The 20,059-nt window shown below is 51.3% G+C and carries 22 protein-coding genes and 1 pseudogene; 7 read left to right on the top strand and 16 right to left on the bottom strand.

The window, feature by feature from the left end:
* Window positions 1-126: 126 nt before the first annotated feature.
* Together IEW70_RS14610 and IEW70_RS14615 are read right to left on the bottom strand one after the other, a co-directional pair.
* On the bottom strand, window positions 127-450 hold the full coding sequence (locus tag IEW70_RS14610; protein ID WP_188648650.1) for a YolD-like family protein: 324 nt from the start codon (window positions 448-450) through the stop codon (window positions 127-129).
* Window positions 434-655 carry a hypothetical protein gene (locus IEW70_RS14615; protein WP_188648651.1) on the bottom strand — a complete coding sequence of 74 codons (222 nt, stop codon included), beginning with the start codon at window positions 653-655 and terminating at the stop codon, window positions 434-436. Before IEW70_RS14615 ends, IEW70_RS14610 begins: the two co-directional genes overlap by 17 nt.
* Window positions 656-901: 246 nt before the next feature.
* Between IEW70_RS14615 and IEW70_RS14620 the strand changes: the two genes are divergently transcribed.
* The 3 genes from IEW70_RS14620 to aspA all read left to right on the top strand — a co-directional run bounded on the left by IEW70_RS14620 (window position 902) and on the right by aspA (window position 3,510).
* Window positions 902-1,366 (top strand): cupredoxin domain-containing protein, encoded by a 465-nt coding sequence (locus IEW70_RS14620; RefSeq protein ID WP_188648652.1) that lies wholly within the window; start codon window positions 902-904, stop codon window positions 1,364-1,366.
* A gap of 121 nt (window positions 1,367-1,487) precedes the next feature.
* Window positions 1,488-1,916 carry a hypothetical protein gene (locus IEW70_RS14625; protein ID WP_188648653.1) on the top strand — a complete coding sequence of 143 codons (429 nt, stop codon included), beginning with the start codon at window positions 1,488-1,490 and terminating at the stop codon, window positions 1,914-1,916.
* A 163-nt stretch (window positions 1,917-2,079) separates the two neighbouring features.
* Window positions 2,080-3,510, top strand: a complete 1,431-nt coding sequence (gene aspA / locus IEW70_RS14630) for an aspartate ammonia-lyase (RefSeq protein ID WP_188648654.1) — start codon at window positions 2,080-2,082, stop codon at window positions 3,508-3,510.
* A gap of 332 nt (window positions 3,511-3,842) precedes the next feature.
* Here aspA and IEW70_RS14635 read toward each other — a convergent pair whose 3' ends face one another.
* Entirely contained in the window at window positions 3,843-4,733 is an 891-nt protein-coding gene (locus IEW70_RS14635; RefSeq protein WP_229752018.1) for a phosphatidylinositol-specific phospholipase C/glycerophosphodiester phosphodiesterase family protein, read from the bottom strand.
* A gap of 159 nt (window positions 4,734-4,892) precedes the next feature.
* Here IEW70_RS14635 and IEW70_RS14640 point away from each other — a divergent pair, with 159 nt between their 5' ends.
* On the top strand, window positions 4,893-5,816 hold the full coding sequence (locus IEW70_RS14640; protein ID WP_188648655.1) for a DMT family transporter: 924 nt from the start codon (window positions 4,893-4,895) through the stop codon (window positions 5,814-5,816).
* A gap of 391 nt (window positions 5,817-6,207) precedes the next feature.
* Here IEW70_RS14640 and IEW70_RS14645 read toward each other — a convergent pair whose 3' ends face one another.
* The 12 genes from IEW70_RS14645 to kynA all read right to left on the bottom strand — a co-directional run bounded on the left by IEW70_RS14645 (window position 6,208) and on the right by kynA (window position 15,552).
* Window positions 6,208-6,972, bottom strand: a complete 765-nt coding sequence (locus IEW70_RS14645; RefSeq protein WP_188648656.1) for an ABC transporter ATP-binding protein — start codon at window positions 6,970-6,972, stop codon at window positions 6,208-6,210.
* Window positions 6,973-6,990: 18 nt separating this feature from the next.
* Window positions 6,991-7,767: an ABC transporter permease subunit gene (locus IEW70_RS14650; RefSeq protein WP_188648657.1), complete on the bottom strand. Its 777-nt coding sequence runs from the start codon at window positions 7,765-7,767 to the stop codon at window positions 6,991-6,993.
* On the bottom strand, window positions 7,733-8,914 hold the full coding sequence (gene ssuD, locus IEW70_RS14655) for an FMNH2-dependent alkanesulfonate monooxygenase (RefSeq protein ID WP_188648676.1): 1,182 nt from the start codon (window positions 8,912-8,914) through the stop codon (window positions 7,733-7,735). The genes IEW70_RS14650 and ssuD overlap by 35 nt, the downstream gene beginning before the upstream one ends.
* Window positions 8,911-9,924, bottom strand: coding sequence for a sulfonate ABC transporter substrate-binding protein (locus IEW70_RS14660; protein ID WP_188648658.1), 1,014 nt, complete (start codon window positions 9,922-9,924; stop codon window positions 8,911-8,913). Before IEW70_RS14660 ends, ssuD begins: the two co-directional genes overlap by 4 nt.
* A 10-nt stretch (window positions 9,925-9,934) precedes the next feature.
* Window positions 9,935-10,471 (bottom strand): NADPH-dependent FMN reductase, encoded by a 537-nt coding sequence (gene ssuE / locus IEW70_RS14665; RefSeq protein ID WP_188648659.1) that lies wholly within the window; start codon window positions 10,469-10,471, stop codon window positions 9,935-9,937.
* 112 nt (window positions 10,472-10,583) lie between these two features.
* On the bottom strand, window positions 10,584-10,778 hold the full coding sequence (locus IEW70_RS14670; RefSeq protein ID WP_188648660.1) for a YezD family protein: 195 nt from the start codon (window positions 10,776-10,778) through the stop codon (window positions 10,584-10,586).
* Entirely contained in the window at window positions 10,775-11,215 is a 441-nt protein-coding gene (locus IEW70_RS14675; RefSeq protein ID WP_188648661.1) for an RrF2 family transcriptional regulator, read from the bottom strand. Before IEW70_RS14675 ends, IEW70_RS14670 begins: the two co-directional genes overlap by 4 nt.
* Before the next feature lie 31 nt (window positions 11,216-11,246).
* Window positions 11,247-12,137, bottom strand: coding sequence for a sulfite exporter TauE/SafE family protein (locus tag IEW70_RS14680; protein WP_188648662.1), 891 nt, complete (start codon window positions 12,135-12,137; stop codon window positions 11,247-11,249).
* 131 nt (window positions 12,138-12,268) lie between these two features.
* Window positions 12,269-12,580, bottom strand: coding sequence for an HPr family phosphocarrier protein (locus IEW70_RS14685; RefSeq protein ID WP_188648663.1), 312 nt, complete (start codon window positions 12,578-12,580; stop codon window positions 12,269-12,271).
* A gap of 197 nt (window positions 12,581-12,777) precedes the next feature.
* Entirely contained in the window at window positions 12,778-13,404 is a 627-nt protein-coding gene (gene kynB / locus IEW70_RS14690) for an arylformamidase (RefSeq protein ID WP_188648664.1), read from the bottom strand.
* Entirely contained in the window at window positions 13,401-14,687 is a 1,287-nt protein-coding gene (gene kynU / locus IEW70_RS14695) for a kynureninase (RefSeq protein WP_188648665.1), read from the bottom strand. The genes kynB and kynU overlap by 4 nt, the downstream gene beginning before the upstream one ends.
* Window positions 14,688-14,703: 16 nt before the next feature.
* A complete protein-coding gene (kynA, locus tag IEW70_RS14700) occupies window positions 14,704-15,552 on the bottom strand; it encodes a tryptophan 2,3-dioxygenase (RefSeq protein ID WP_188648666.1) in 849 nt (282 codons plus the stop codon).
* A gap of 110 nt (window positions 15,553-15,662) precedes the next feature.
* Between kynA and IEW70_RS17925 the strand changes: the two are divergent.
* Window positions 15,663-15,862 (top strand): annotated as a pseudogene (locus IEW70_RS17925) (spore gernimation protein); the annotation flags it as partial.
* Between the two features lie 329 nt (window positions 15,863-16,191).
* Here IEW70_RS17925 and IEW70_RS14705 read toward each other — a convergent pair.
* On the bottom strand, window positions 16,192-16,419 hold the full coding sequence (locus IEW70_RS14705) for a twin-arginine translocase TatA/TatE family subunit (protein WP_308423170.1): 228 nt from the start codon (window positions 16,417-16,419) through the stop codon (window positions 16,192-16,194).
* A 157-nt stretch (window positions 16,420-16,576) separates the two neighbouring features.
* Here IEW70_RS14705 and IEW70_RS14710 point away from each other — a divergent pair, with 157 nt between their 5' ends.
* Window positions 16,577-17,908, top strand: a complete 1,332-nt coding sequence (locus tag IEW70_RS14710; protein WP_188648667.1) for an APC family permease — start codon at window positions 16,577-16,579, stop codon at window positions 17,906-17,908.
* 380 nt (window positions 17,909-18,288) lie between these two features.
* Window positions 18,289-19,689: a branched-chain amino acid transporter BcaP gene (bcaP, locus tag IEW70_RS14715; RefSeq protein WP_373285977.1), complete on the top strand. Its 1,401-nt coding sequence runs from the start codon at window positions 18,289-18,291 to the stop codon at window positions 19,687-19,689.
* The last annotated feature ends 370 nt before the right edge of the window (window positions 19,690-20,059 follow it).

Consider the following 20,059-nt stretch of genomic DNA (forward strand, 5'->3'; position numbering starts at 1 on the left):
AGCGATTTCAAATAAGTTTCATGGTCAGTATAGCACGGTTTTGGGCTTGCGAAAATACCGCACCCGGAACTCTTTTGGGAAAAATCGAAAATGGACGAAAAATGGTTCCATCCTTCCTATATTTTGCTATCCCAATTTCTCCACATCGAGCAACCGAACGATGGGCAAGCGCACCTTCCCCTCCAGGGTGAGCACTTCCACCCAGCCATGCATCGGATGGACACGCCCGACTTTCCCTTCCACCACATAAGGACCCTCTTCGTTATAAGCTGTCCATCGCAAGGGGCGATCTTCCGCTCTTGCTTCCTGTACCACTCGGTTCAACTCTTCTGTCTGCTGTTCATCCAGCACAGGAGGCTGGTATCTTTCCTTCCGCTGGTCAAGATAGCATTCCACATGCTCCGGCAGCACCATCCGGTGCCCCTCCCACAGCTTATTGCCTCGGTCCACGGTGTCCTTCTCCTTTCATCGCTGCCAAGATCCCGCTCCGTTTAAAGCGGCGAAAAGCCCGCCGCTCATAGCAAAAGCCCAGGATGTAGTCCTTTTCCACAGAGCAGATGCGAACACGCCGCTGCGTACAGTTCCCCTGCTCATCCAGGTAAATCATATCGATGGGAAAACCCGATGCCGATCCATGTGTAAGTACCCAGTCCATGATGATTCCTCCCGGAAGTCCTCTTTCTTACAGATGTTGAATCCAGCCGTTACGTTTTCCCCGGTTCTCTTTTTTGATACCGGAAGTTTGTTAGACACGCACCTTATCAGAACGTTTGTTCCTATTATATGCAGCTCCTCGAAAAAGATACAACATCCAATAGTTGGGATTTTTCAAACGGAACACGTCTAAACTCTCCCCCAAGCGGTAAGGATGGGAAATGAAAACCGGAAAAGGAGGAATTCCATGACTACATCCAGACAATGGCTCTACTTGAGCATCGCTTTCGCTTTTGTCCTCATCGCAACGTCGGCCCTGTTACCCATGCCCTGGTTTGGCGGCAAAACCGTAATCGAAGAGGTTACTTCGGAAACCCAGACTGAAAAAACCTTCCACCTGATCACCACGGAATATAAGACCACGGTCAACGGCAGGGAAATGGAAGTATACCGGTGGAACCCGGGCAATCTCGTCGTCCGTGAAGGGGACCGGATAAAGCTGGTGATGCACGGCGTGCACGGGAAAGTACACCACTTTTCCCTGAAAGAGTTCGGTCTGCAAGGTACGGTGAAAAAAGGAAAAGCTACCACCGTCCGTTTTGTGGCGGATAAACCCGGTACCTATGAACTGATTTGCCACAACCACCACGGAGTGGATCAAAACGGCCCCATGGTCGCCTACATTACCGTATTGCCAGAGAAGGAGCAGTGAAAAAAAGCCCGCTTCCGGGGAAGGAAGGGGGCTTCTTCGTTTCCTTCGGCTGTCATCCTGGACGCCTGGTGAAACCTCTGATATGCTGAGACCGAATCGATATCCGAACGGAGGACTGCTTGTGCACATCCGTTTTCAAACCCCGCACCAATATGTGTTTATCCATGAAAACGTCAAACACCTGTTGCTGGTTTGGAACAAAGAGGCCGCCCGCCAGCTGTATGTGGTGGAAGAAAAGGAAGACGGCTTGGAGCTGCGATACCCCGGCGAAACTTATACCGAAGTGGTGCTGGACCAGGTAGAACCCGTCTTTTTTCGCCAGTTGCAAACGGAAGACGGCATGGAGTCTGTGGTATTGGGCGCTACCTTCCCTTACCGCGATCGATTGATCGGCATGTACTACAACCGGGAAAACCCGGCGGGTTATCCCTACTTTTTCGAAATCGAGGACGGAGACTTGAAGGATATCCCGGATGAAGAATACGAAGAGGTCGCCCGAACTTTTTTGACGGAATATCCGGAGTATGTGGAGGAAGTACACGAGGGATAATCAAAGAAAAAGCAGTCTCCAAGCCAAGCCGCCAAACGGCGGTTTTTTCCTGTGCAAAAAACTGGACATACCGGGCCCCGAGGGTGTATTTTGTTAACGAAACTTCAGTCATATACCGCCTTCAGCGGACATCATAGAACTTATCAAAAGAAGGTAGATAGTGATGATCACAGATGACAAACTGTACCGAACGGAAAAAGATTTTCTCGGCGAAAAACAGATTCCCGCCGCTGCTTACTACGGCATTCAAACAGCACGGGCCAAAGAAAACTTCCCGATCACGGGTTACCGGCTGCACCCTTCTTTGATCCGGGCCATGGCGATGGTGAAGAAAGCGGCCGCCTTGGCCAACATGGAAGTCGGACGGTTGAATCCGCGGCTGGGCAACGTCATCGTCAAGGCCGCGCAGGAAATCATCGACGGACAGTGGCACGATCATTTTATCGTCGACCCGATCCAGGGCGGCGCCGGTACTTCCATCAACATGAACACCAACGAAGTGATCGCCAACCGCGGGCTGGAACTGTTGGGAGAAGAAAAAGGGGATTATTTCCACCTGAGTCCCAACACTCATGTTAATATGTCCCAATCCACCAATGATACGTTCCCGACGGCGATCCACCTCGCTACCCTGGAACTGTTGGAACAGCTTCTAAAAACCGCACGGGAAATGGCAGACCAGTTCCAAGCAAAGGCGAAAGCCTTCGACCATGTGATCAAAATGGGACGCACCCACCTTCAGGACGCCGTGCCCATCCGCTTAGGACAGGAGTTTGAAGCTTACCACCGGGTATTGGAACGGGATATCAAACGGATGCAGCAGTCCCGCCAGCATCTGTACGAAGTCAACATGGGAGCGACCGCTGTTGGCACCGGGCTGAATGCTGACCCGCGTTATATCAGAAGCGTAGTTCAACATCTGGCCGACATCAGCGGCTATCCCCTGGTATGTGCGGATCATCTGGTGGACGCCACCCAAAACACCGACGCCTATACGGAAGTCTCCGCTGCTCTCAAAGTCTGCATGATGAACATGTCCAAAATCGCCAACGACCTGCGGCTGATGGCTTCCGGACCCCGGGTCGGGCTGGGTGAACTGAAACTGCCGGCACGGCAACCCGGTTCCTCCATTATGCCGGGAAAAGTAAACCCGGTGATGGCGGAAGTAATCAACCAGGTCGCCTTCCAGGTCATCGGCAACGACCACACTATCTGCTTGGCCTCGGAAGCGGGCCAGCTGGAACTGAACGTAATGGAACCGGTACTGGTCTTCAATCTGCTGCAATCCCTCAGCATCATGAACAACGCCTTCCGCGTCTTCACCGACTACTGCCTCCGTGGCATCGAAGCCAACGAAGAGCGGATGAAGGAGTACGTGGAAAAAAGCGTAGGCGTCATCACCGCCGTCAACCCGCACATCGGCTATGAAGCTGCGGCCCGCATCGCCCGGGAAGCCATCCTGACCGGACAATCCGTCCGCCAACTTTGCTTGAAGTACAATGTACTGAGTGAAGAAGAGCTAGATCAAATCCTGGATCCCTATGAAATGACTCACCCGGGAATTGCCGGGGTGGAACTTCTGGAGCGGGAGTAGACTACACTTTGTGTTGAGACTCCCCACGGCTGAACCCGCGGGATTCTTGGGTCGTCAGGTCCTCAATCCATTTCTGTTTCGGACAACGCCCAAGTTTAGGCATCCCCACAAGAAGGGATACCGAGCAATGCTGTCTTTCATCCTGCGATTGAAATACCCCAAGGACACTTCCTATGGGCGCCGTGGGCTTTCAGCGAGCAGTGGCGTAAAAAGAACCCCCTTGAAGCGAATGTTGGTTGCTTCAAGGGGGTTCTGTCATGGAATCTGAAGCTCTTATCTTATTTTTGAATGCTTTTTAAATCGAATCATCCAACAAACCATAGCAAGCGATATTACTTGTTTGCGGTTTGCCAGGTGACGGACGGCTCGGAAGGATGTGGATCGTACTTCTGCAAAAAGCTTTGCAAACCGGCCAGATCGTCGGTGTTGATCAGATCGACATCGGCCTTCATCAGTTCCTTCCAAAGGGCGTCCCGTTCCGGCGAGGGCTCGTCCGGGGTGGCCCAGAAGCGGACTTTCTGCCCATGGGCATGGGCAGTGGAAACGATCGCATGCAACTTGGCGCGTTCCTCTTCCGGCATCGGTCCTTTACCCTGCCACGTAAAATATTTGGTCCAGTTATCACTGATCACGGGCATAAACTGAGGGGAGGTGTCGGAACCGAGATCACTTAACCGCCCATCATAACCCGCATAGCGAACGGGTTGGTTCTCCATCAGGGCTCGCGGACGATTCCCTGAGATGATCACGGTGACCGCTCCCGCTTTTACTCCCTTTTGATTAAACTGGGTAAGCATGTCCTTGTATTGGCTTAACACCTTGTGCACAGCAAGGTAGGTTGATTCGCCATCGCTTTTTATATCCACCCAGAGAATAAAATCGTGCGGATAGCCCGGATAAACCGCTCCGCCGTTCTTTTGAACGGTTTCCTTCAGTGGATTTAGATACAGCGATTGCAGAGTGCGCCCGGAATCCAGTTCATCTTCCGAATGACCGACGAGCAGTTTTCCCTCTTTCAGCCAGACATCCGCTTCCACGCTGGTAAATCCGTGATCGAGAGCATCATAGAGCGGACGGGAATGCCAGTAATCGTTATGGGCATGAGCCCTGGCCAAGGGCATGACCGATTCCTGTCCGGCCGGCTCATTGGCTTCCGCGTAAGCAACAGCAGGCAGGTTCGCCATAAACAGAACCGCCAGGATCGTACTAAGCCATCGAAACACTATCCATCGCCTCCTTGTCATTTGGGGCTTACAGCCAACAGCATTATAGTCGAGCTCTGTTAAGGAGGCGTTAATCCATTGTTTTGGGGTATTTGACTTAAAAACAAAGAATTTAGACAATAGGAGTTAATAACTAGCCAAGAAGGGGGTATTCGCTTGATGAGTCTGGAACAAAAAGGGTTGTTTTACGGTCTGATCGGGATCGTTGCATTTGGGTTGACATTGCCGGTAACCCGCATTTCCATCGACCATTTTGGAGCCGTCGGAATCGGATGGGGTCGAGCGCTGGCAGCTTCCATTCCAGCCGCCTTGATTCTCCTTTGGAAAAAAGCGAAGCTCCCTTCTCTACAACAGATAAAAGGCCTCGCCATTGTTGCTGCCGGTGTGGTATTTGGCTTTCCTCTTTTATCCGCATGGGCAATGGAGCACCTTCCCGCTTCCCACGGAGCCGTGATACTCGCCCTTTTTCCCTTGGCAACAGCGGGTGCAGCCGTATTGCGTATCGGTGAACGGCCGTCCAGGCGTTTTTGGTTGGCGAGTCTGGCAGGGAGCATCGCCGTATTGCTTTATAGTATGGGAGAGAAATGGAGCCATGTGCAATTAGGCGATTTAGCCTTGTTGGGTGCTGTTCTGGCCGCTGCGGTTGGTTATGCGGAAGGAGGACGGTTGTCGCAAACAATGGGCGGTTGGAAGGTCATTTGTTGGGCATTGGTCTTGTCCGCCCCGATCCTGCTTGTCATCCTCCCTATGACCGTTTCTTCCAAAGTATTGGAAGCGCCCCTGCTGTCTTGGTGGGGTTTTGTTTACCTCAGTTTGGTCAGCCAGCTGTTCGGCTTTTTTGCTTGGTATCAGGGCCTTGCTTTGGGAGGGGTGGCAAAGATTTCGCAACTGCAATATCTTCAGCCCTTTGTGACCATTGTCTTCTCCGCTCTTTTCCTGAATGAAACCATTACTCTTTTCACCGTGTCTACATCCCTCATCGTTGTTTTCGCTGTTGCAGCCGGCCGGCGGTCCACAGTCCAACGCTCTCCCCAAACAGTACCTAGCCCAAAAACATGTGAAATTCACCGATCTAACAAATAAAAAATCGAGGGTTGCCCTCGATTCGCTTGCAAAAGTTGACCGTCGTTTCTAAAACCTGCCCATTCCCCCTGGATTGGGCAGGTTCATACGTCCCGATCCAGTAGCCTTGACCCCGTCTGCTCGTAAAAGAAGACCTTCACAAATAGCATTGAAAATGGATCAGATCGATCGGTCGTTTCCGCTGGAAGGATGACCGGCTCCCCGGAGTTCGGCCTGTAATTATCCACTCCAGCGCAAATTCCAGATCCATTCCCCAAAGTAAACCCCGTTCCATTCCATCTTTTGTCGACTCCCTCGCCCCCTCCCCCGCACCTTATCCAATCAAAATTACTATGGCCCTTCACCCGATCCAGGAATGTAAATGCTCCTTGTTGAACCTCTCAGCCGGCGCTCACAAGACTTGCCTGCTGCTTTCGTTGGCCGATGTCTGCATGATCCGGTCTAAGATCCTGCCTGCTAAGGATACGAACTTCGTACTGTTCCGTTGGCGGGGGCGCGGAAGCGGGATCGGCAGATCAAGGGTGATTTCCCCTTCTTCAAGCAAAATCACCCGGTCCGCCAATGCCACCGCTTCCTCCACATCGTGGGTGACCAACAGAGCTGTCGTTCCCTGTTTCTGCAACAACTTCTCGATCAATTGCTGCATTTCGATCCTTGTCAATGCATCCAACGCTCCCAACGGTTCATCCAATAACAGCAAGCGGGGACGGCTGACCAACGCCCGGGCCAGAGCCACCCGCTGGCGCTGTCCCCCCGAGAGAACAGCGGGCCATTCGTCCTTGTAATCTTCCAGTCCTACTTGCTGGAGTATCTGGGATGTGCGTTCTTCGATATCCTCTGTCTTCCCGTCCATTCCCAATGCCACATTGTCGGACACCTTTTGCCACGGAAGAAGACGCGGTTCCTGAAACATCACCCGGACGGCGGGATTTATCCCTTGGACCCATATGTTGTCCTGAGTGATCTTCCCTTCCGTCGGCGTTTCCAATCCGGCGATCAAACGAAGCAACGTACTTTTCCCGCACCCGGACCGCCCGACAATCGCCACGAATTCACCCTCTCGTACTTGAAGGTCTATGTTCTCTATCACGAGCCGCTCTCCAAACCGCTTTTGGAGTCCACGAATCTCCAGATGGATACCGACCGCTTTGCCCATGTGCAAACCACTCCCTTTTTATCGGTTGACCCGCCAGCGCAAGCACCAGCTCTCCAGCCCTTTTGCCAACACATCCGCCAGCTTGCCAAGCAAGGCGTACAGCAGAATGCTCAGAACCACCACATCCATCTGCATAAATTCCCGGGCATTCATCGCCATATATCCGATGCCTGTATCGGAAGAAATCGTTTCCGCCACAATCAGGGTCAGCCACATGATCCCGAGGGAATACCTCAGCCCCACCAAAATCGAAGGCATCGCCCCCGGTAGAATTACCTTCCAAAACAGCGTCCACCCCCGCAAACCGTAAACTTTCCCCATTTCAATCAAGCCGGGATCCACCGAACGAATCCCGTGAAAGGTGTTTAGATAAAGCGGAAAAAACACACCCAGAGCGACGAGGAACAGTTTGGACTCCTCACCGATCCCGAACCACAGAATCGCTACAGGAATCAAGGCGAGGTGGGGGATATTGCGAAGCATCTGGATCGTGGTATCCAGCAGCTTTTCCGCCACAGGGAAAAAGCCGTTGAAAAAACCCAAAACCAATCCTATGCTCCCCCCGATCACCAATCCCACCAAGGCCCGTGAGGTACTGTCACTGATATACCGGAGAAGATCCCCCGATTCTGTCAAGCGGATGGCCGACTGTATCACCCCCGCAGGTTCCGGTAAGATCCGGGAGGAAATCCAACCGAAATGCGCCAGAAGCTGCCAAAGGATCACCAACCCGACGGGGACACTCCAGGGAATCATGAATTTAACCGTTCTCCCCGGCCGAAAGCCGCTGGTCATCGGCCACCACTCCTTTCTGTTCCTTGGGAAAGTGATCGTTGGCGACGATTTCTCCAAAGGGGCTGTATATAAGATTATCCGGCACGGGAGCACTTTCTTTCAGAGGCAGCTCCGGGAACAACAGCTCGGCCACCCGGTACGCCTCTTCCAAGTGGGGGTACCCGGACAGGATGAATGTCTCAATTCCTAAATCTGCATATTCCTTCATCCGATCGGCCACGGTACGCGGATCACCGACAAGCGCTGTGCCAGCGCCCCCCCGGACCAGACCGACCCCCGCCCACAGGTTAGGGCTCACCTCCAGGTCGGTTTTCGTAAATCCGTTCAATTGGGACATGCGGCGTTGTCCGACGGAATCGAACTGGGAAAGAGCCCGTTGAGAAGCTTGGATCACTTTCTCATCCACATGCTGAATCAATCGGTCGGCCGCATCCCAAGCTTCCTGTTCTGTCTCCCGCACAATGACATGCAGGCGAATTCCAAAGCGCACCGTCCTTCCCTGTTCGGCAGCCAGTTGACGAACCTGTTCGATTTTTTGGGCTACTTGAGCGGGAGGCTCTCCCCAGGTGAGATAAACGTCCACATGCTTTGCCGCCACCTTTTGCCCTGCCAACGAGGACCCGCCAAAGTACAGGGGCGGATATGGTGTTTGTACCGGCGGAAAAAGGATTTTCCCGCCCTGGATGTTCAGATGCCGACCGTTGAAGTTCACTTCCTTCCCCTTCATCTCGTCCCGCCAAACCGTCAGGAATTCATCAGTCAGTTCATATCGTGTATCGTGGTCCAGGTGGATCCCGTCCCCGGCCATCTCAACCGGATCCCCTCCTGTCACCACATTGATTAAAAGGCGTCCTCCGGACAACCGATCAAAAGTGGAAGCCATGCGCGCTGCAGCCGATGGGGAGATCAGTCCGGGACGGACCGCCACCAGAAAACGCATGCGCTCCGTGACAGACAACAAGGAAGAAGCCACCACCCACGCATCTTCGCAGGAACGCCCGGTAGGCAGGAGTGCTCCGCTGTAGCCCAGATGATCCACCGCTTGGGCCAGTTGTCTGATATACGGGTAGGTGATTGCGCGTCCGCCCTTTGGAGTACCTAAATACCGGCCATCACCGTGGATAGGAATAAACCAAAAAACATTCATTTTCTCTCCGCCCTTTCCGCTTTCGATTTTGTCCGGTTCCCAGACCATATCGCTTGCTTCACCTGAATTTTTTCCGGAATCAGTTTCGCTGCCAAAAAAGTATCCGCAATCCGCTGCTGCTCTCGGATGATGGAGTCGTCCAGCGGTTTCAGCCCGTACTTGGATCGTGTAATAGCCTTTTTCACCGATGAGGCATCCATCCCGATCTGTCGGGAAAGCTGTTTGGCCGCATCGTCGGGATGTTTATTGAACCAATCCGTTGTTTTATCCAGTTCATCCAAGATGATTTGGATATTATCTTCATGTTTGTTGGCGTAGTCTTTGGAGGCAAGGATGAACTCCCGGTTGGTGGTATATCCCTCAGCATCGGTAATCGTTCGAGCTCCTAGGTCCGTCTCTGCCGCAGCATAATAGGGATCCCATATCACCCAGGCATCGATGCTTTTTTTGGCAAAGGCCGCCCGAGCATCTGCCGGGGGAAGATAAACCGGTTGGATGTCGCTGTATTTCAGCCCAGCTTTGTCCAACACTTGCAATAACAAATAGTGCACGTTGGAACCTTTGTTCAGGGCCACTTTTTTCCCCTTCAAATCCTTTACACTTTTGATTGGGGAGTCCTTGGGTACGATGATGGCTTCATTCTCTGGTTTGGGCGTTCCGGTGGCTATGTACACCAGCGGTGTTTTTGCCGCTTGGGCAAAGATCGGCGGTGTATTTCCCGTTGCCCCGATATCAATGCTCCCGACATTCATCGCCTCCAGTAACTGCGGACCGGCGGGAAAATGAACCCACTCCACCTTGATACCCTTGGACTTCAAACGCTTTTCCAAAGTTCCGCGGGCTTTCAGGATGCTGAGTGTCCCAAACTTCTGGTAACCGATTCGTACCACATTTTTCTTCTCCCCGGAGATACCGGTACTGCAACCTGTATTCCATACCCCCAACAGTAGGAAAAGGGATAACAACAATACCAGCGGCTTGAAACGTTTTAGATCAAAAAACTGAAACATTCGATTCACCTCAATTAGCTGGGATGGATAAGGCTTGGGTAAAACGTACAAGAGAGGTCTCGATTCGTTTTTCCACACTCTCTTCCAGCAAGATCTCACCCTGATACACCCGAATCCACTGGTCTTGGATATAGACACCGCTTAATACGTTTTGAGCGCCAAGAGCGTAAAGCACCGGTTTTAATGCGTAATCGAGCACTAACAAATGAGCGAGTGTACCTCCCACGGCAATAGGCCAGACCACTTTTTCCGATAAAACATCCTGCGGCAGCAGATCTAGATAGGCCTTTAACACCCCTGTGTACGAAGCTTTATACACCGGGGTGGCAATGATGACACCGTCTGCTTGTTCCAGCAAGCGAACCGTATCTTGAACCGATGGACTGTCAAAACGGGCATAAGCCAAATCTTCCGGCGGCAAATTCCGGACCTCGATGGAATCCGCCTGCCATCCTTTCACGGCCAGTTGCTTTTTAATCCTTTCGACAACGGCAGTGGTCCGCGAAGACGGGGACGGACTACCGGAAATCGTGACGATGCGTTTCATTTCAACAACCTCCTTTAATAAATGAAAAAGCCCCGTTTACCCTGAACAAAAACCATAAGGGTAAAAGGGGCCTCCGGTGGACCGGTCGGCAGTATTTGATTATTTGAATCCATTACTTTTGCGGCCTCCTGACAGAGCTGCGTTTCGAAAGCCGGGGGCTTTCCACGGAAAATCGGTGCTTTTCCGTTCGATCGATCTGGACGATCTGTTCATCGTGAACCGTGATCAGGACCGAACCATATTTGAGTCCATCCAACGCTTTGATAATCCGATCAACCTGCAGTTGAGACAAAAGTGAATCATTCATTGTGCACCAAAGCTCTCCTTTCCGGTTTGAATACGTTGTTGGAGCAAATCATCCAAAGTGGTATGTTCCAACAGATGGGCCACCGTATCCCGGATCAGTCCCCACAAAGGCTTTAGCAAACATCCTTCTTCCAGCGGACAGGGATCATAAGCCGTTATACTTACGCACCCCATGGGGGCCAAGGGACCTTCCAACCGGCGGATGACTTCTCCGATCACAATCTGATCGGCGGGCATGCGTAAGGCGTAGCCGCCCTGCGATCCCCGCTTGCTTTTTAGATAACCCAGCTTTTTCAGCTGCAGGAGAATCTGTTCCAGATAGTTCACCGGCACCAGGGTTTTTTCGGAGATATCAGCGATGGGAATCACCCCATTGGGATGCTGCCCCAAGACAATCAACGCTCGAAGTGCGTATTCCCCTCTGGTGGATACTTTCATCTTCCCATCACTCCTCTTCCGAATCGGCGCTTTATTTAAATGACTCTGACAAAGACACTTTTCTGTCGGGTCCGGTTTTTTTCCAAACGGCCAGTGCGATGGATCCCGCCCACAGCAGGGAGAGTACCCCGTAAGCCAATCCATGTAAGGAAGCAGGGAACCATTCGAAACTGTTAAGTAAGGTTTTGGCATTCGTCATAACAATCAGTCCGCCGACCATAACACCCAAGAGATGAGCAGGAATCACCCGCACCAGCCAGGCAGCGATGGGGGCAGCAATCATTCCGCCAACCATTAAAGCGGCGACCCATGGCCAGCTGATATTCGTCCAACCCAGGGAGATGATAAATCCGAGGGTAGCGGACACAGCAATGGCAAATTCGCTCGTATCCACAGAACCGATCACCTTTCTCGCTTCCATCCCTTTGCGGCTGAGAAGGATCGGAGTGGTCAAAGGCCCCCACCCCCCGCCACCAGTGGAATCCGCAAACCCGGCAAACAAGCCCAATGGAATGAGGAACCGTTTCGGTGCCTCCGTCTCTTTGGGTCGATTTCTGTCCCCAAAAAGGAAACGGCCAAGCACATAAAATCCGAGGAGAAACAAGAAGGCGGAAATATACGGTTTAACCAGATCTCCCGGAATATAGCTAAGAAAGGAGGCACCGACAAAAGCACCGATCGAACCGGGGATCGTCAATCGTTTCACAACGGTTTTATCTACGTTGCCAAACCGGAGATGGGCCGCCCCCGAAGCGGCTGTCGTCACCACCTCTGCCATATGAACGGAAGCGGAGGCCACTGCCGGTGCAATCCCAAACATCAGCAGCAGTGAAGAAGAAGTGACACCATAAGCCATCCCCAATGAACCGTCAACCAATTGTGCGGCAAAACCGATTAGCGCCAGAATAATCAATTTTTGCATCGCAACACATCCTCCTTATCCCCCAGCATGATGTCGAATGTTTCCATCCCTACTTGATCATGTTGAGTAATTTAGTCAAGTTTTCGGCACTAATGCATCATATGTTGAAAGGAAACAGCTGGTTCCAATATTCACCGTTCCTCCGAGTATCCCCGCACTTCCCATTGCAATGCTTCCCGATCGGCAATCCATGTCGAGAAATACAGGCTCAAATGAGCCAAAGCCTCATCGGCATCCGTGCCTTCAGCGATCAGCGTCAAAGTATCCCCCCGCCGTAGCTCAAGAAAAAGAGGGATCAGTCCCAGAATCCCTTTTCCATTTGTAATGGTTTCATCCTTGCCCAGGTAAAGGTGGCTTTCAAAGGAGCGGGCCCTACGGACAAAGTCGACGACCTGACGGACGGTAAACTCCCGGGACAGCATCACCGTTCGTTTTTTCTTCATTTCCTCCCCCTCCTATCTTAAATTCATTTATTCCTATCTAATTACTAGGTTATTGAGTGGAATATTACTACTCATTTGTACAAATGTCAATAAAGAAACAAAAAGTCGGATGATTATTAATTATCCGATATTAATTAAACAAAAAACGCAGATCCCCTTGGATGGAAGGGTTTTCTGCGCTTCACAGCTATTTTTATTTACCCTATTCTCTTCAGTACTGCCCGTACCGGGCTGCCATCTGCCTCCTTCAACGGCAGGGGAAGAGCGACCAGTTCATACTCTCCCGGTTCCACCTGGTCCAATACCGCACTCTCCAAAATGTGAATCCCCCGGCGATGAAGCGCATGATGTGCCGGGAGCTCTTTGCTGTCCAACGGGTCGACGGAAGGAAGGTCCAGTCCGAGGAGACGAACCCCTTTTTCCGCTAAGAAAGGAGCCAGTTCCGGCTCGATATGGGGGATGGTCTTGGGAAAGCGGCAGGGATCGGACCAGGCTCCCGTTCGGATGAGCAGCCGCTTTACACCCGTGAGATCCATTGCCGCCAAATCCTTGGGTCTAATGCTTCCTTCTCCTTCCCATTGAATGACACGGGCAGGTCCGATATACAGATGGACATCGAGATCCAATACCCGTTTCCCCTCATCGTCAAAATGATACGGTGCATCGATGTGGGTTCCGGTGTGGGTGCTTAACGTAATCTGTCCCACATTGACAGAACCGCTCTCTGCTTTGGTCCAGGTCAACCGATAGGAAAAGGGCGTATCTCCCGGCCAGACCGGAGTCTCTGCCGATAAGGGAAGGGAAATGTCGATCCATTCACTCATGCGATCACCTCCCTCACTTTGGGGTGTTTTTCATAATCCTTCGTTTTCATGATCTGCTTCAATATTTGCATGGCTTCCCACACCTCCGTGTAGGAAGTGTACAGAGCAACCGGTGCCAAGCGAATGACATGGGGCGCACGAAAGTCCGGAACCACACCGTGTTTCTTGAGGGATTTGCAAATACGGACCGCTTCCGGGTGTTCCAAACATACATGGCCGCCTCGTCGATGATCCTCCAAGGGATTGCCCAAAGAGAAGCCCATTCCTTCCAGTTCGTGCTCCACCAGCTGCATCAGATAGCGGGTCAGCCTCAAGGATTTTTCCCGGATACGGTCAATCCCCGCATCTGCGAACATCTCCAGAGATCCGATAAGCGGGGCCGTACTCAATACGTGAGGGGTTCCGATTTGATAGGCACCCGCCGCAGCCGACGGCGTAAACCGGTGTTCCATATCAAACTGGACATCCTTTTGCGAGCCGAACCATCCAGCCAAGCCCGGCAGGCGCCCGAAGTGTTTTTCATGCACATACAACCCGCCGGGTCCGCCCGGTCCACTGTTCAGGTATTTGTAGTTGCACCAGACGGCGAAGTCCACTCCCCAATCATGGAGCTGATGTGGAATCGCTCCGATGGAATGGCAAAGATCAAAGCCAATCACGATCCCTCGCCGACGGGCTTCCTCTGTCAGCCGCTTCATGTCCAGCAATTGGCCGCTCCTGTACAACACCGATGGCAGCAGGATCAAGGCCACTTCTTCTGTCATCGCATCGATTATGTCCTCTTCGGCAAGGGTGCGTCCATCCCGGCTGTCCACCTGAATCAAATGTTCCGCCGGGTCCAGCCCATGCAAACGGACCTGGCTCTGCAATGCGTAAATGTCTGAAGGGAATGTCAATGCATCCGCCAATATCTTGGTCCGCTTGCCCTCCGGCCGGTAAAAGGTGGCGGTCAGTTGATGAAGATTCACCGTCGTGGAGCCTGTTACCACCACTTCTTCCGGGTAGGCGCCCACTAAGGGAGCGGTCATTGCCCCCAGCTTTTCCGACAGTGTAAACCAAGGGTGCTTCCCCGACATCCATCCGTCAATCCCGTACTCCCGCCAGGCATCCAATACTTCTTCCAGCGTTTGTTCCGCCCGCTTTGACAACAGTCCGAGGGAGTTGCCATCGAGATAAATGACTCCTTCTTTCAAATAAAACTCCTTCCGATAAACAGCCAGGGGGTCGGTTTGATCCAGCTCCTCCGCAAACGCACGGACAGGTTCAAAGGCGGTGTCGCCCATCTTTGATCTCTCCTTTTTACAATTTGGTCCGTAAACTCCATAACTCCGGAAAAAAGCGGCTATCCAACCTTTTTTTCAGGTACGACACCCCGGAAGAGCCTCCCGTTCCCTGCTTGTGTCCGATAATCCTTTCCACCGTCTTCATATGATGGTAACGCCACTGCTGCTGCCGGTCTTCCATATCCACCAGCTTCTCGGCCAGTTCATACAGGTCCCAATACCGATCCACATCTCTGTACACCTGCAGCCAAGCCGCTTCCACACTTTCATGAGGAATATACGGCTGAGACCAATCCCGCTGCAGCCGGGATGCGTCTACTGACAACCCCCGTTTCGCCAATGCTTGCAACGAGACATCGTAGATACCGGGACGGTGAAGCGCTGCCTCCAATCGTTGATGCAGCTCTTGTTGATGACGATAAATGGACAAGATGTGGTCCTGTTTATATCCTAAGGCAAATTCGATCAGGCGGTTCTGGTAGGACTGAAACCCGGATGCATGCCCCAACGCTCCCCGAAACTCCATATACTCTGCCGGGGTCAAGGTGGACAGTACATCCCAGGACTGGATCAGCTGCTGCTGGATTCGGGATACCCGCGACAACATCTTAAAAGCGGGTTCCAAATCATTTTCTCGGATTCTGTCTATGGCTGACTCCAATTCATGCAGAATCAGCTTCATCCACAACTCACTAGCCTGATGAATAATAATAAACAACATCTCATCGTGATGACCCGACAGAGACTTCTGGCTGTTTAAAATACGATCCAACTGCAAGTAATCACTGTAAGTCATCTCTTTTTGAAAATCTGTATGAATACCACTCTCCCAAGCGGATGATTCCCCATTCCCATTGGTCTTCATCATTCTCCCCCTCGATGAAAAGGCATTCAACTCCTTTCTTAAGCATACAAAAATCCTGCAAAGACGGACAGTGGATTTTTCGACCGACGAGCTTTTTCTATAAAAACCAGCAAGCTCCTTTATACACCTACCAGGATCAACAAGGAAAGGAACATATCGTGTGGTTTGAAGACGCCGCGGCATGCAGGCCAAATTTGACCTGATCAAAGAGTATCGTCTCCGCGGGATCAGCTACTGGGTCCTGGGTCGTCCCTTCCCGCAAAACTGGGCGCTGTTGGATGACAACTTCAACATCCGCAAACTGAAATAACAGGTAAAGAAAAAATCCAGAGGCACTTGCCTTTGAACTGAGACTGCAAACATAGTCCATCTAAGGAAAGAGAGCTCTTCTGTCAAGGTGGAATTATTAGTTGGATTTTTGGTTGGATCAACTGGAGTTGGTGCGGCTGAAAGGAAGGGGGAATGAGGTTGGCCCAGAAACAAAAAAACAGCCAACCCGATTGGTTGACCCTGTTATGGTAATGGTCCGTGATTTAAAACGAACAGTCTTTTGGTAGTGGTTTCCGTTGCAGACACTCTCGGGATCGCAGCGCTCATCCAAGCACTTATGTGAGACATTCAAAATAAAGCCAGTCCTGTTTAAGAGGAATGGCTTTTGATATCAGATTCTTTTTCATTCGGTTTGGATGCTTTTTGCTGCTTTCCCTCTTGATCCGAATCATCCTTTAACAATCCACTGGTTGCGTTCTTAAATTCATAAAATGTTTTGCCCACGGCCCGACCCAATTCTGGGAGCTTTTTTGGCCCAAAGAAGATCAACACAACGAGACCGATTAAAATCCATCCACCCAGTCCGGGCATATGCATGAATGGTACCTCCTCATTAATAGCCTGATTCGATTCATTATAGCCAAGGAAAGCTGTTGCCTCTTTCTAGTTAATAATACCACAAGGGTACGATACGTCTAAACCATCATGAATTGAATATCCTCCCTAATGACTGGAATCAGGGAGGGTGGTCCGGATGACTACGTTCAAAAAAAGCCTAAACACAACCACAATGGTAGCTACGAGTACAGGAATGGCGCTGTCATCCAGCATATTTCCCGCGGTCATTCTGGCGGTGGGAGAGCTGGATCGTTTTACGGCGATAAGTGCTATTTTGGTGGCCGGGATCTTAAACTTCACGATCGCCATCAATTTTGCCAACTTAGCCCGGATGTTCCCGCACGCGCAGGGGATTAAAGGATACTTACATGAAGCGTTCGGAGAAAAATGCTCCTCTTTCTTCAGTTTACTGTATCTATTATTAACCTGGGTGGCGGGGGCTCTCGAAATCTATATTTTTTCTCATGTCACCTCATATCTGGGCCAGCATTTGAGCATCCCGTTATTTTCCTCAATCCCGGGAATCGGGTGGACTGTTTTTTTTCTTTGCTTATTTTTCCTGATGAATTTATGGGATGTCGAAGTCGCGGGGAAGTGGCAAAGCGTGATTACCTATGGAATGCTAACCCTCCTCGTTTTCTATTCCATGTACGTATTCCTTCACCCCGCCGATCATCCGGGGCCTGGGGTCGATTTCAAATGGAGCCCCTTTATCATGGCTGCGGGGGTTTCGCTGTACCTTTTTCGTGGGTTTGAATGGGTGGTCCATATGGAAAGGGAAGCCAAAAACACGAAAGTCATTGCGCGAGCGCTTCCCCTCTCGGTGATTCTTTTAACCGGAGTTTATGTCGTGTATGTTTCAACACTTCCTTTAAACCATCAGGTATCCGAACAGCTCCTCTCGTCTCCGGTTCCCCATCTGATCCTTTCCAGATCATTGGGTTGGATCGGGCTGGCTACAATGGGATTTATCAGCTTCATGGCGACACTGACCACGTACAACGCCACCATGATGGGGATCTCTCGGATGATTTACGACCTAGCCGAAGTGAAACTGCTCCCCAAAATGTTCACTCGAGTCCATGGGAAATTTCGTACTCCATGGGTAGCGATTGTCGCCACTTTTTTCATCCAATTGATCTTTGCGATCCTGGTCTCCATCACGCAAAATTTTCAAATCCCCATGTTGATGGCCACGATTATCCAAGGGATGGTCTACGCGCTATCCGGGGCTGCCATCTGGAAATTAAGGAACGAGATCTTACGAAACAAATTTCTGTGGTTTCGGTGGAGCCCGTATGTGGCAGTGATTTCGATGCTTATCTTTATCTATCTCGCTTTTATCGTTATCTTACCCAGTTTGAACGCAAACGTAGGATTCGCATTGGCTGCCGTCGGTCTCCTCACACTTTTGTATATCATCAAAATTAGAAGCACCCTTGATCCCAAGGCATCTAAACAAGGGTGATGAACCCATTGAAAGCCGATCCCTGAACCGGGATTGGCTTTACGTACTTCTTGGTACCGTAGAAACCACGACATCTTTCGGGCCAACCAGAGTGACCCCAAATTGCATGGTGAAATGGCTTATCGGACCGCCTTTATATACGATCATAGTCAACCGAACAGAACCCCCCAGAATTCCCCTCCAATCTTCTCCGCTCCGCGTTGCCACACCAACTCGTCACCCCGGATGACTGTCGGTGGACGTGAACGGATACCGGGTGCGGGAATCAGACCTATTTTTTAAGGAAATAATTTCAGTTGAAAATGACTCGGAGACTATACGATAATATGAAAAGTATTTATAAAAAATTATATGTATTGTTGTTATCAAGGAGGATCCTGATGAATCTGTTTCGCAAGAAGAGTATATCCGAGTTGATCCGTACCAGCCAACGAGGTCAAACGCTGAAAAGGGAACTGGGCGTTTTAGATCTGGTTTTACTGGGTATCGGGGCAACGATCGGAACGGGAATTTTTGTACTGACCGGCACAGGTGCCTTGAAAGCAGGGCCCAGCCTGATGATCTCCTTTGTCATTGCAGGGTTGACCGTCGCTCTTACCGCCCTTTCTTACGCGGAATTCGCATCCACCGTACCAGTCTCGGGATCCGCCTACACCTACAGTTACGCCACGTTGGGAGAGCTAATCGCATGGATGATCGGATGGAATCTGATCCTTGAGTATCTATTGGCTGTCAGCTTAGTCTCGGCAGGTTGGTCCGGATATCTGCAATCCCTAATCGCCGGGATGGGGATTCATCTACCGGACGTTATTACGGCGGCTCCGGGATCTACATCGGGACAGACAACTCTGTTCAATCTGCCCGCTTTCTTGATCGTTCTCCTTATCACATTTTTGTTGTCACGGGGGATCAAGGAATCCAAACGGGTTAACAACCTTATGGTGTTACTTAAAGTGGGAATCATCCTGCTATTTATTGTGATCGGAATATGGTATGTCAAACCTTCGAACTGGACTCCCTTTGTGCCTTTTGGGTCCAGTGGAATTTTTGCGGCAGCTGCCATGGTCTTTTCCGCATTCCTCGGATTCGACGCAATCACCACCGCGTCGGAGGAAGCGCGTAACCCCAGACGGGATGTACCCCGGGGGATCCTGTTTTCTCTGCTCATTTGCACTCTCCTTTACATGATAGTGGCCGCCGTCATGACAGGAATCGTCCCTTATAGAGAATTTGCGGGAAATGAGGATCATCCGGTCTCCCTCGCTCTGCAAATCGCCGGACAAAACTGGTTTGCCGGGTTCGTCGACTTAGGGGCCCTACTGGGGATGACGACGGTCATGCTGGTCCTGTTGTACGGCCTCACCCGTATCACTTTCTCCATGTCCCGCGACGGTATGTTGCCCCAGTGGTTTGCATCGGTGCATCCGAAGTATCGAACCCCCTTCGGGACGACCTGGATGTTCGGTCTGGTTGCCGGTGTGACCGGTGGTGTGGTTCCGCTCACCCAGATCGCGGAATTGGTGAATATGGGAACGTTATCTGCATTTATCACCATCTCCCTTGGCATCATCGTCCTGCGGGTAAAACAACCGGATCTGCCACGTGCATTTCGTTGCCCCGGTGTGCCCGTAGTACCGTTGCTCGCGATACTGTTCTGTGGATTTTTAATCATGCAATTGTCCTCTGTCACCTGGTTCGCTTTCGCTATCTGGCTATTGGCCGGATTGACGATTTACTTTGCCTATTCCCATAAACACTCGGCTCTGCGGGGCGAAAAGTGATGCTCCTTTAGCCAAAAAAAGCGAAATGGTCGTCACGCCCGTCCCCGGGTACCAGATGAATATGTCCTTGACTTAGTGGCCAATTGTTGCTGCGGTTTCTCCCCACCCGGTTTGGGGTGCCATCAGGTACGCTTTGCTTACCGGAGCAAAAAGGTAAAACTCCTTCTGAAACTAAACACAAATAAACCAGCCCCACCTTCTGAGGCTGGTTTATTTGTGTACAGAGGATCATGTAATCGGGGGGTCGGGTAGGGCAGGCCCCTTACGGGGCCGTTCCCCCCTAAGAACGGATCGTGCGAGTTTCCCCGCAATCCGCTCAAGCCTCTCAAACGCCCTGTGAGGGACGCGGCTTTTCAACGGTTAAATTTTG

Origin of the sequence: Marinithermofilum abyssi (assembly GCF_014641195.1) — a bacterium.
In the GTDB taxonomy this organism is placed as follows: domain Bacteria; phylum Bacillota; class Bacilli; order Thermoactinomycetales; family DSM-45169; genus Marinithermofilum; species Marinithermofilum abyssi.

Coding starts and splice junctions, on each gene's coding strand:
- IEW70_RS14615 (WP_188648651.1), bottom strand. CDS start 655: ATGGACTGGGTACTTACACATGGATCGGCATCGGGTTTTCCCATCGAT.
- IEW70_RS14620 (WP_188648652.1), top strand. CDS start 902: ATGACTACATCCAGACAATGGCTCTACTTGAGCATCGCTTTCGCTTTT.
- aspA (WP_188648654.1), top strand. CDS start 2,080: ATGATCACAGATGACAAACTGTACCGAACGGAAAAAGATTTTCTCGGC.
- IEW70_RS14640 (WP_188648655.1), top strand. CDS start 4,893: ATGAGTCTGGAACAAAAAGGGTTGTTTTACGGTCTGATCGGGATCGTT.
- IEW70_RS14645 (WP_188648656.1), bottom strand. CDS start 6,972: ATGGGCAAAGCGGTCGGTATCCATCTGGAGATTCGTGGACTCCAAAAG.
- IEW70_RS14650 (WP_188648657.1), bottom strand. CDS start 7,767: ATGACCAGCGGCTTTCGGCCGGGGAGAACGGTTAAATTCATGATTCCC.
- ssuD (WP_188648676.1), bottom strand. CDS start 8,914: ATGAATGTTTTTTGGTTTATTCCTATCCACGGTGATGGCCGGTATTTA.
- IEW70_RS14660 (WP_188648658.1), bottom strand. CDS start 9,924: ATGTTTCAGTTTTTTGATCTAAAACGTTTCAAGCCGCTGGTATTGTTG.
- ssuE (WP_188648659.1), bottom strand. CDS start 10,471: ATGAAACGCATCGTCACGATTTCCGGTAGTCCGTCCCCGTCTTCGCGG.
- IEW70_RS14670 (WP_188648660.1), bottom strand. CDS start 10,778: ATGAATGATTCACTTTTGTCTCAACTGCAGGTTGATCGGATTATCAAA.
- IEW70_RS14675 (WP_188648661.1), bottom strand. CDS start 11,215: ATGAAAGTATCCACCAGAGGGGAATACGCACTTCGAGCGTTGATTGTC.
- IEW70_RS14680 (WP_188648662.1), bottom strand. CDS start 12,137: ATGCAAAAATTGATTATTCTGGCGCTAATCGGTTTTGCCGCACAATTG.
- IEW70_RS14685 (WP_188648663.1), bottom strand. CDS start 12,580: ATGAAGAAAAAACGAACGGTGATGCTGTCCCGGGAGTTTACCGTCCGT.
- kynB (WP_188648664.1), bottom strand. CDS start 13,404: ATGAGTGAATGGATCGACATTTCCCTTCCCTTATCGGCAGAGACTCCG.
- kynU (WP_188648665.1), bottom strand. CDS start 14,687: ATGGGCGACACCGCCTTTGAACCTGTCCGTGCGTTTGCGGAGGAGCTG.
- kynA (WP_188648666.1), bottom strand. CDS start 15,552: ATGAAGACCAATGGGAATGGGGAATCATCCGCTTGGGAGAGTGGTATT.
- IEW70_RS14705 (WP_308423170.1), bottom strand. CDS start 16,419: ATGCATATGCCCGGACTGGGTGGATGGATTTTAATCGGTCTCGTTGTG.
- IEW70_RS14710 (WP_188648667.1), top strand. CDS start 16,577: ATGACTACGTTCAAAAAAAGCCTAAACACAACCACAATGGTAGCTACG.
- bcaP (WP_373285977.1), top strand. CDS start 18,289: ATGAATCTGTTTCGCAAGAAGAGTATATCCGAGTTGATCCGTACCAGC.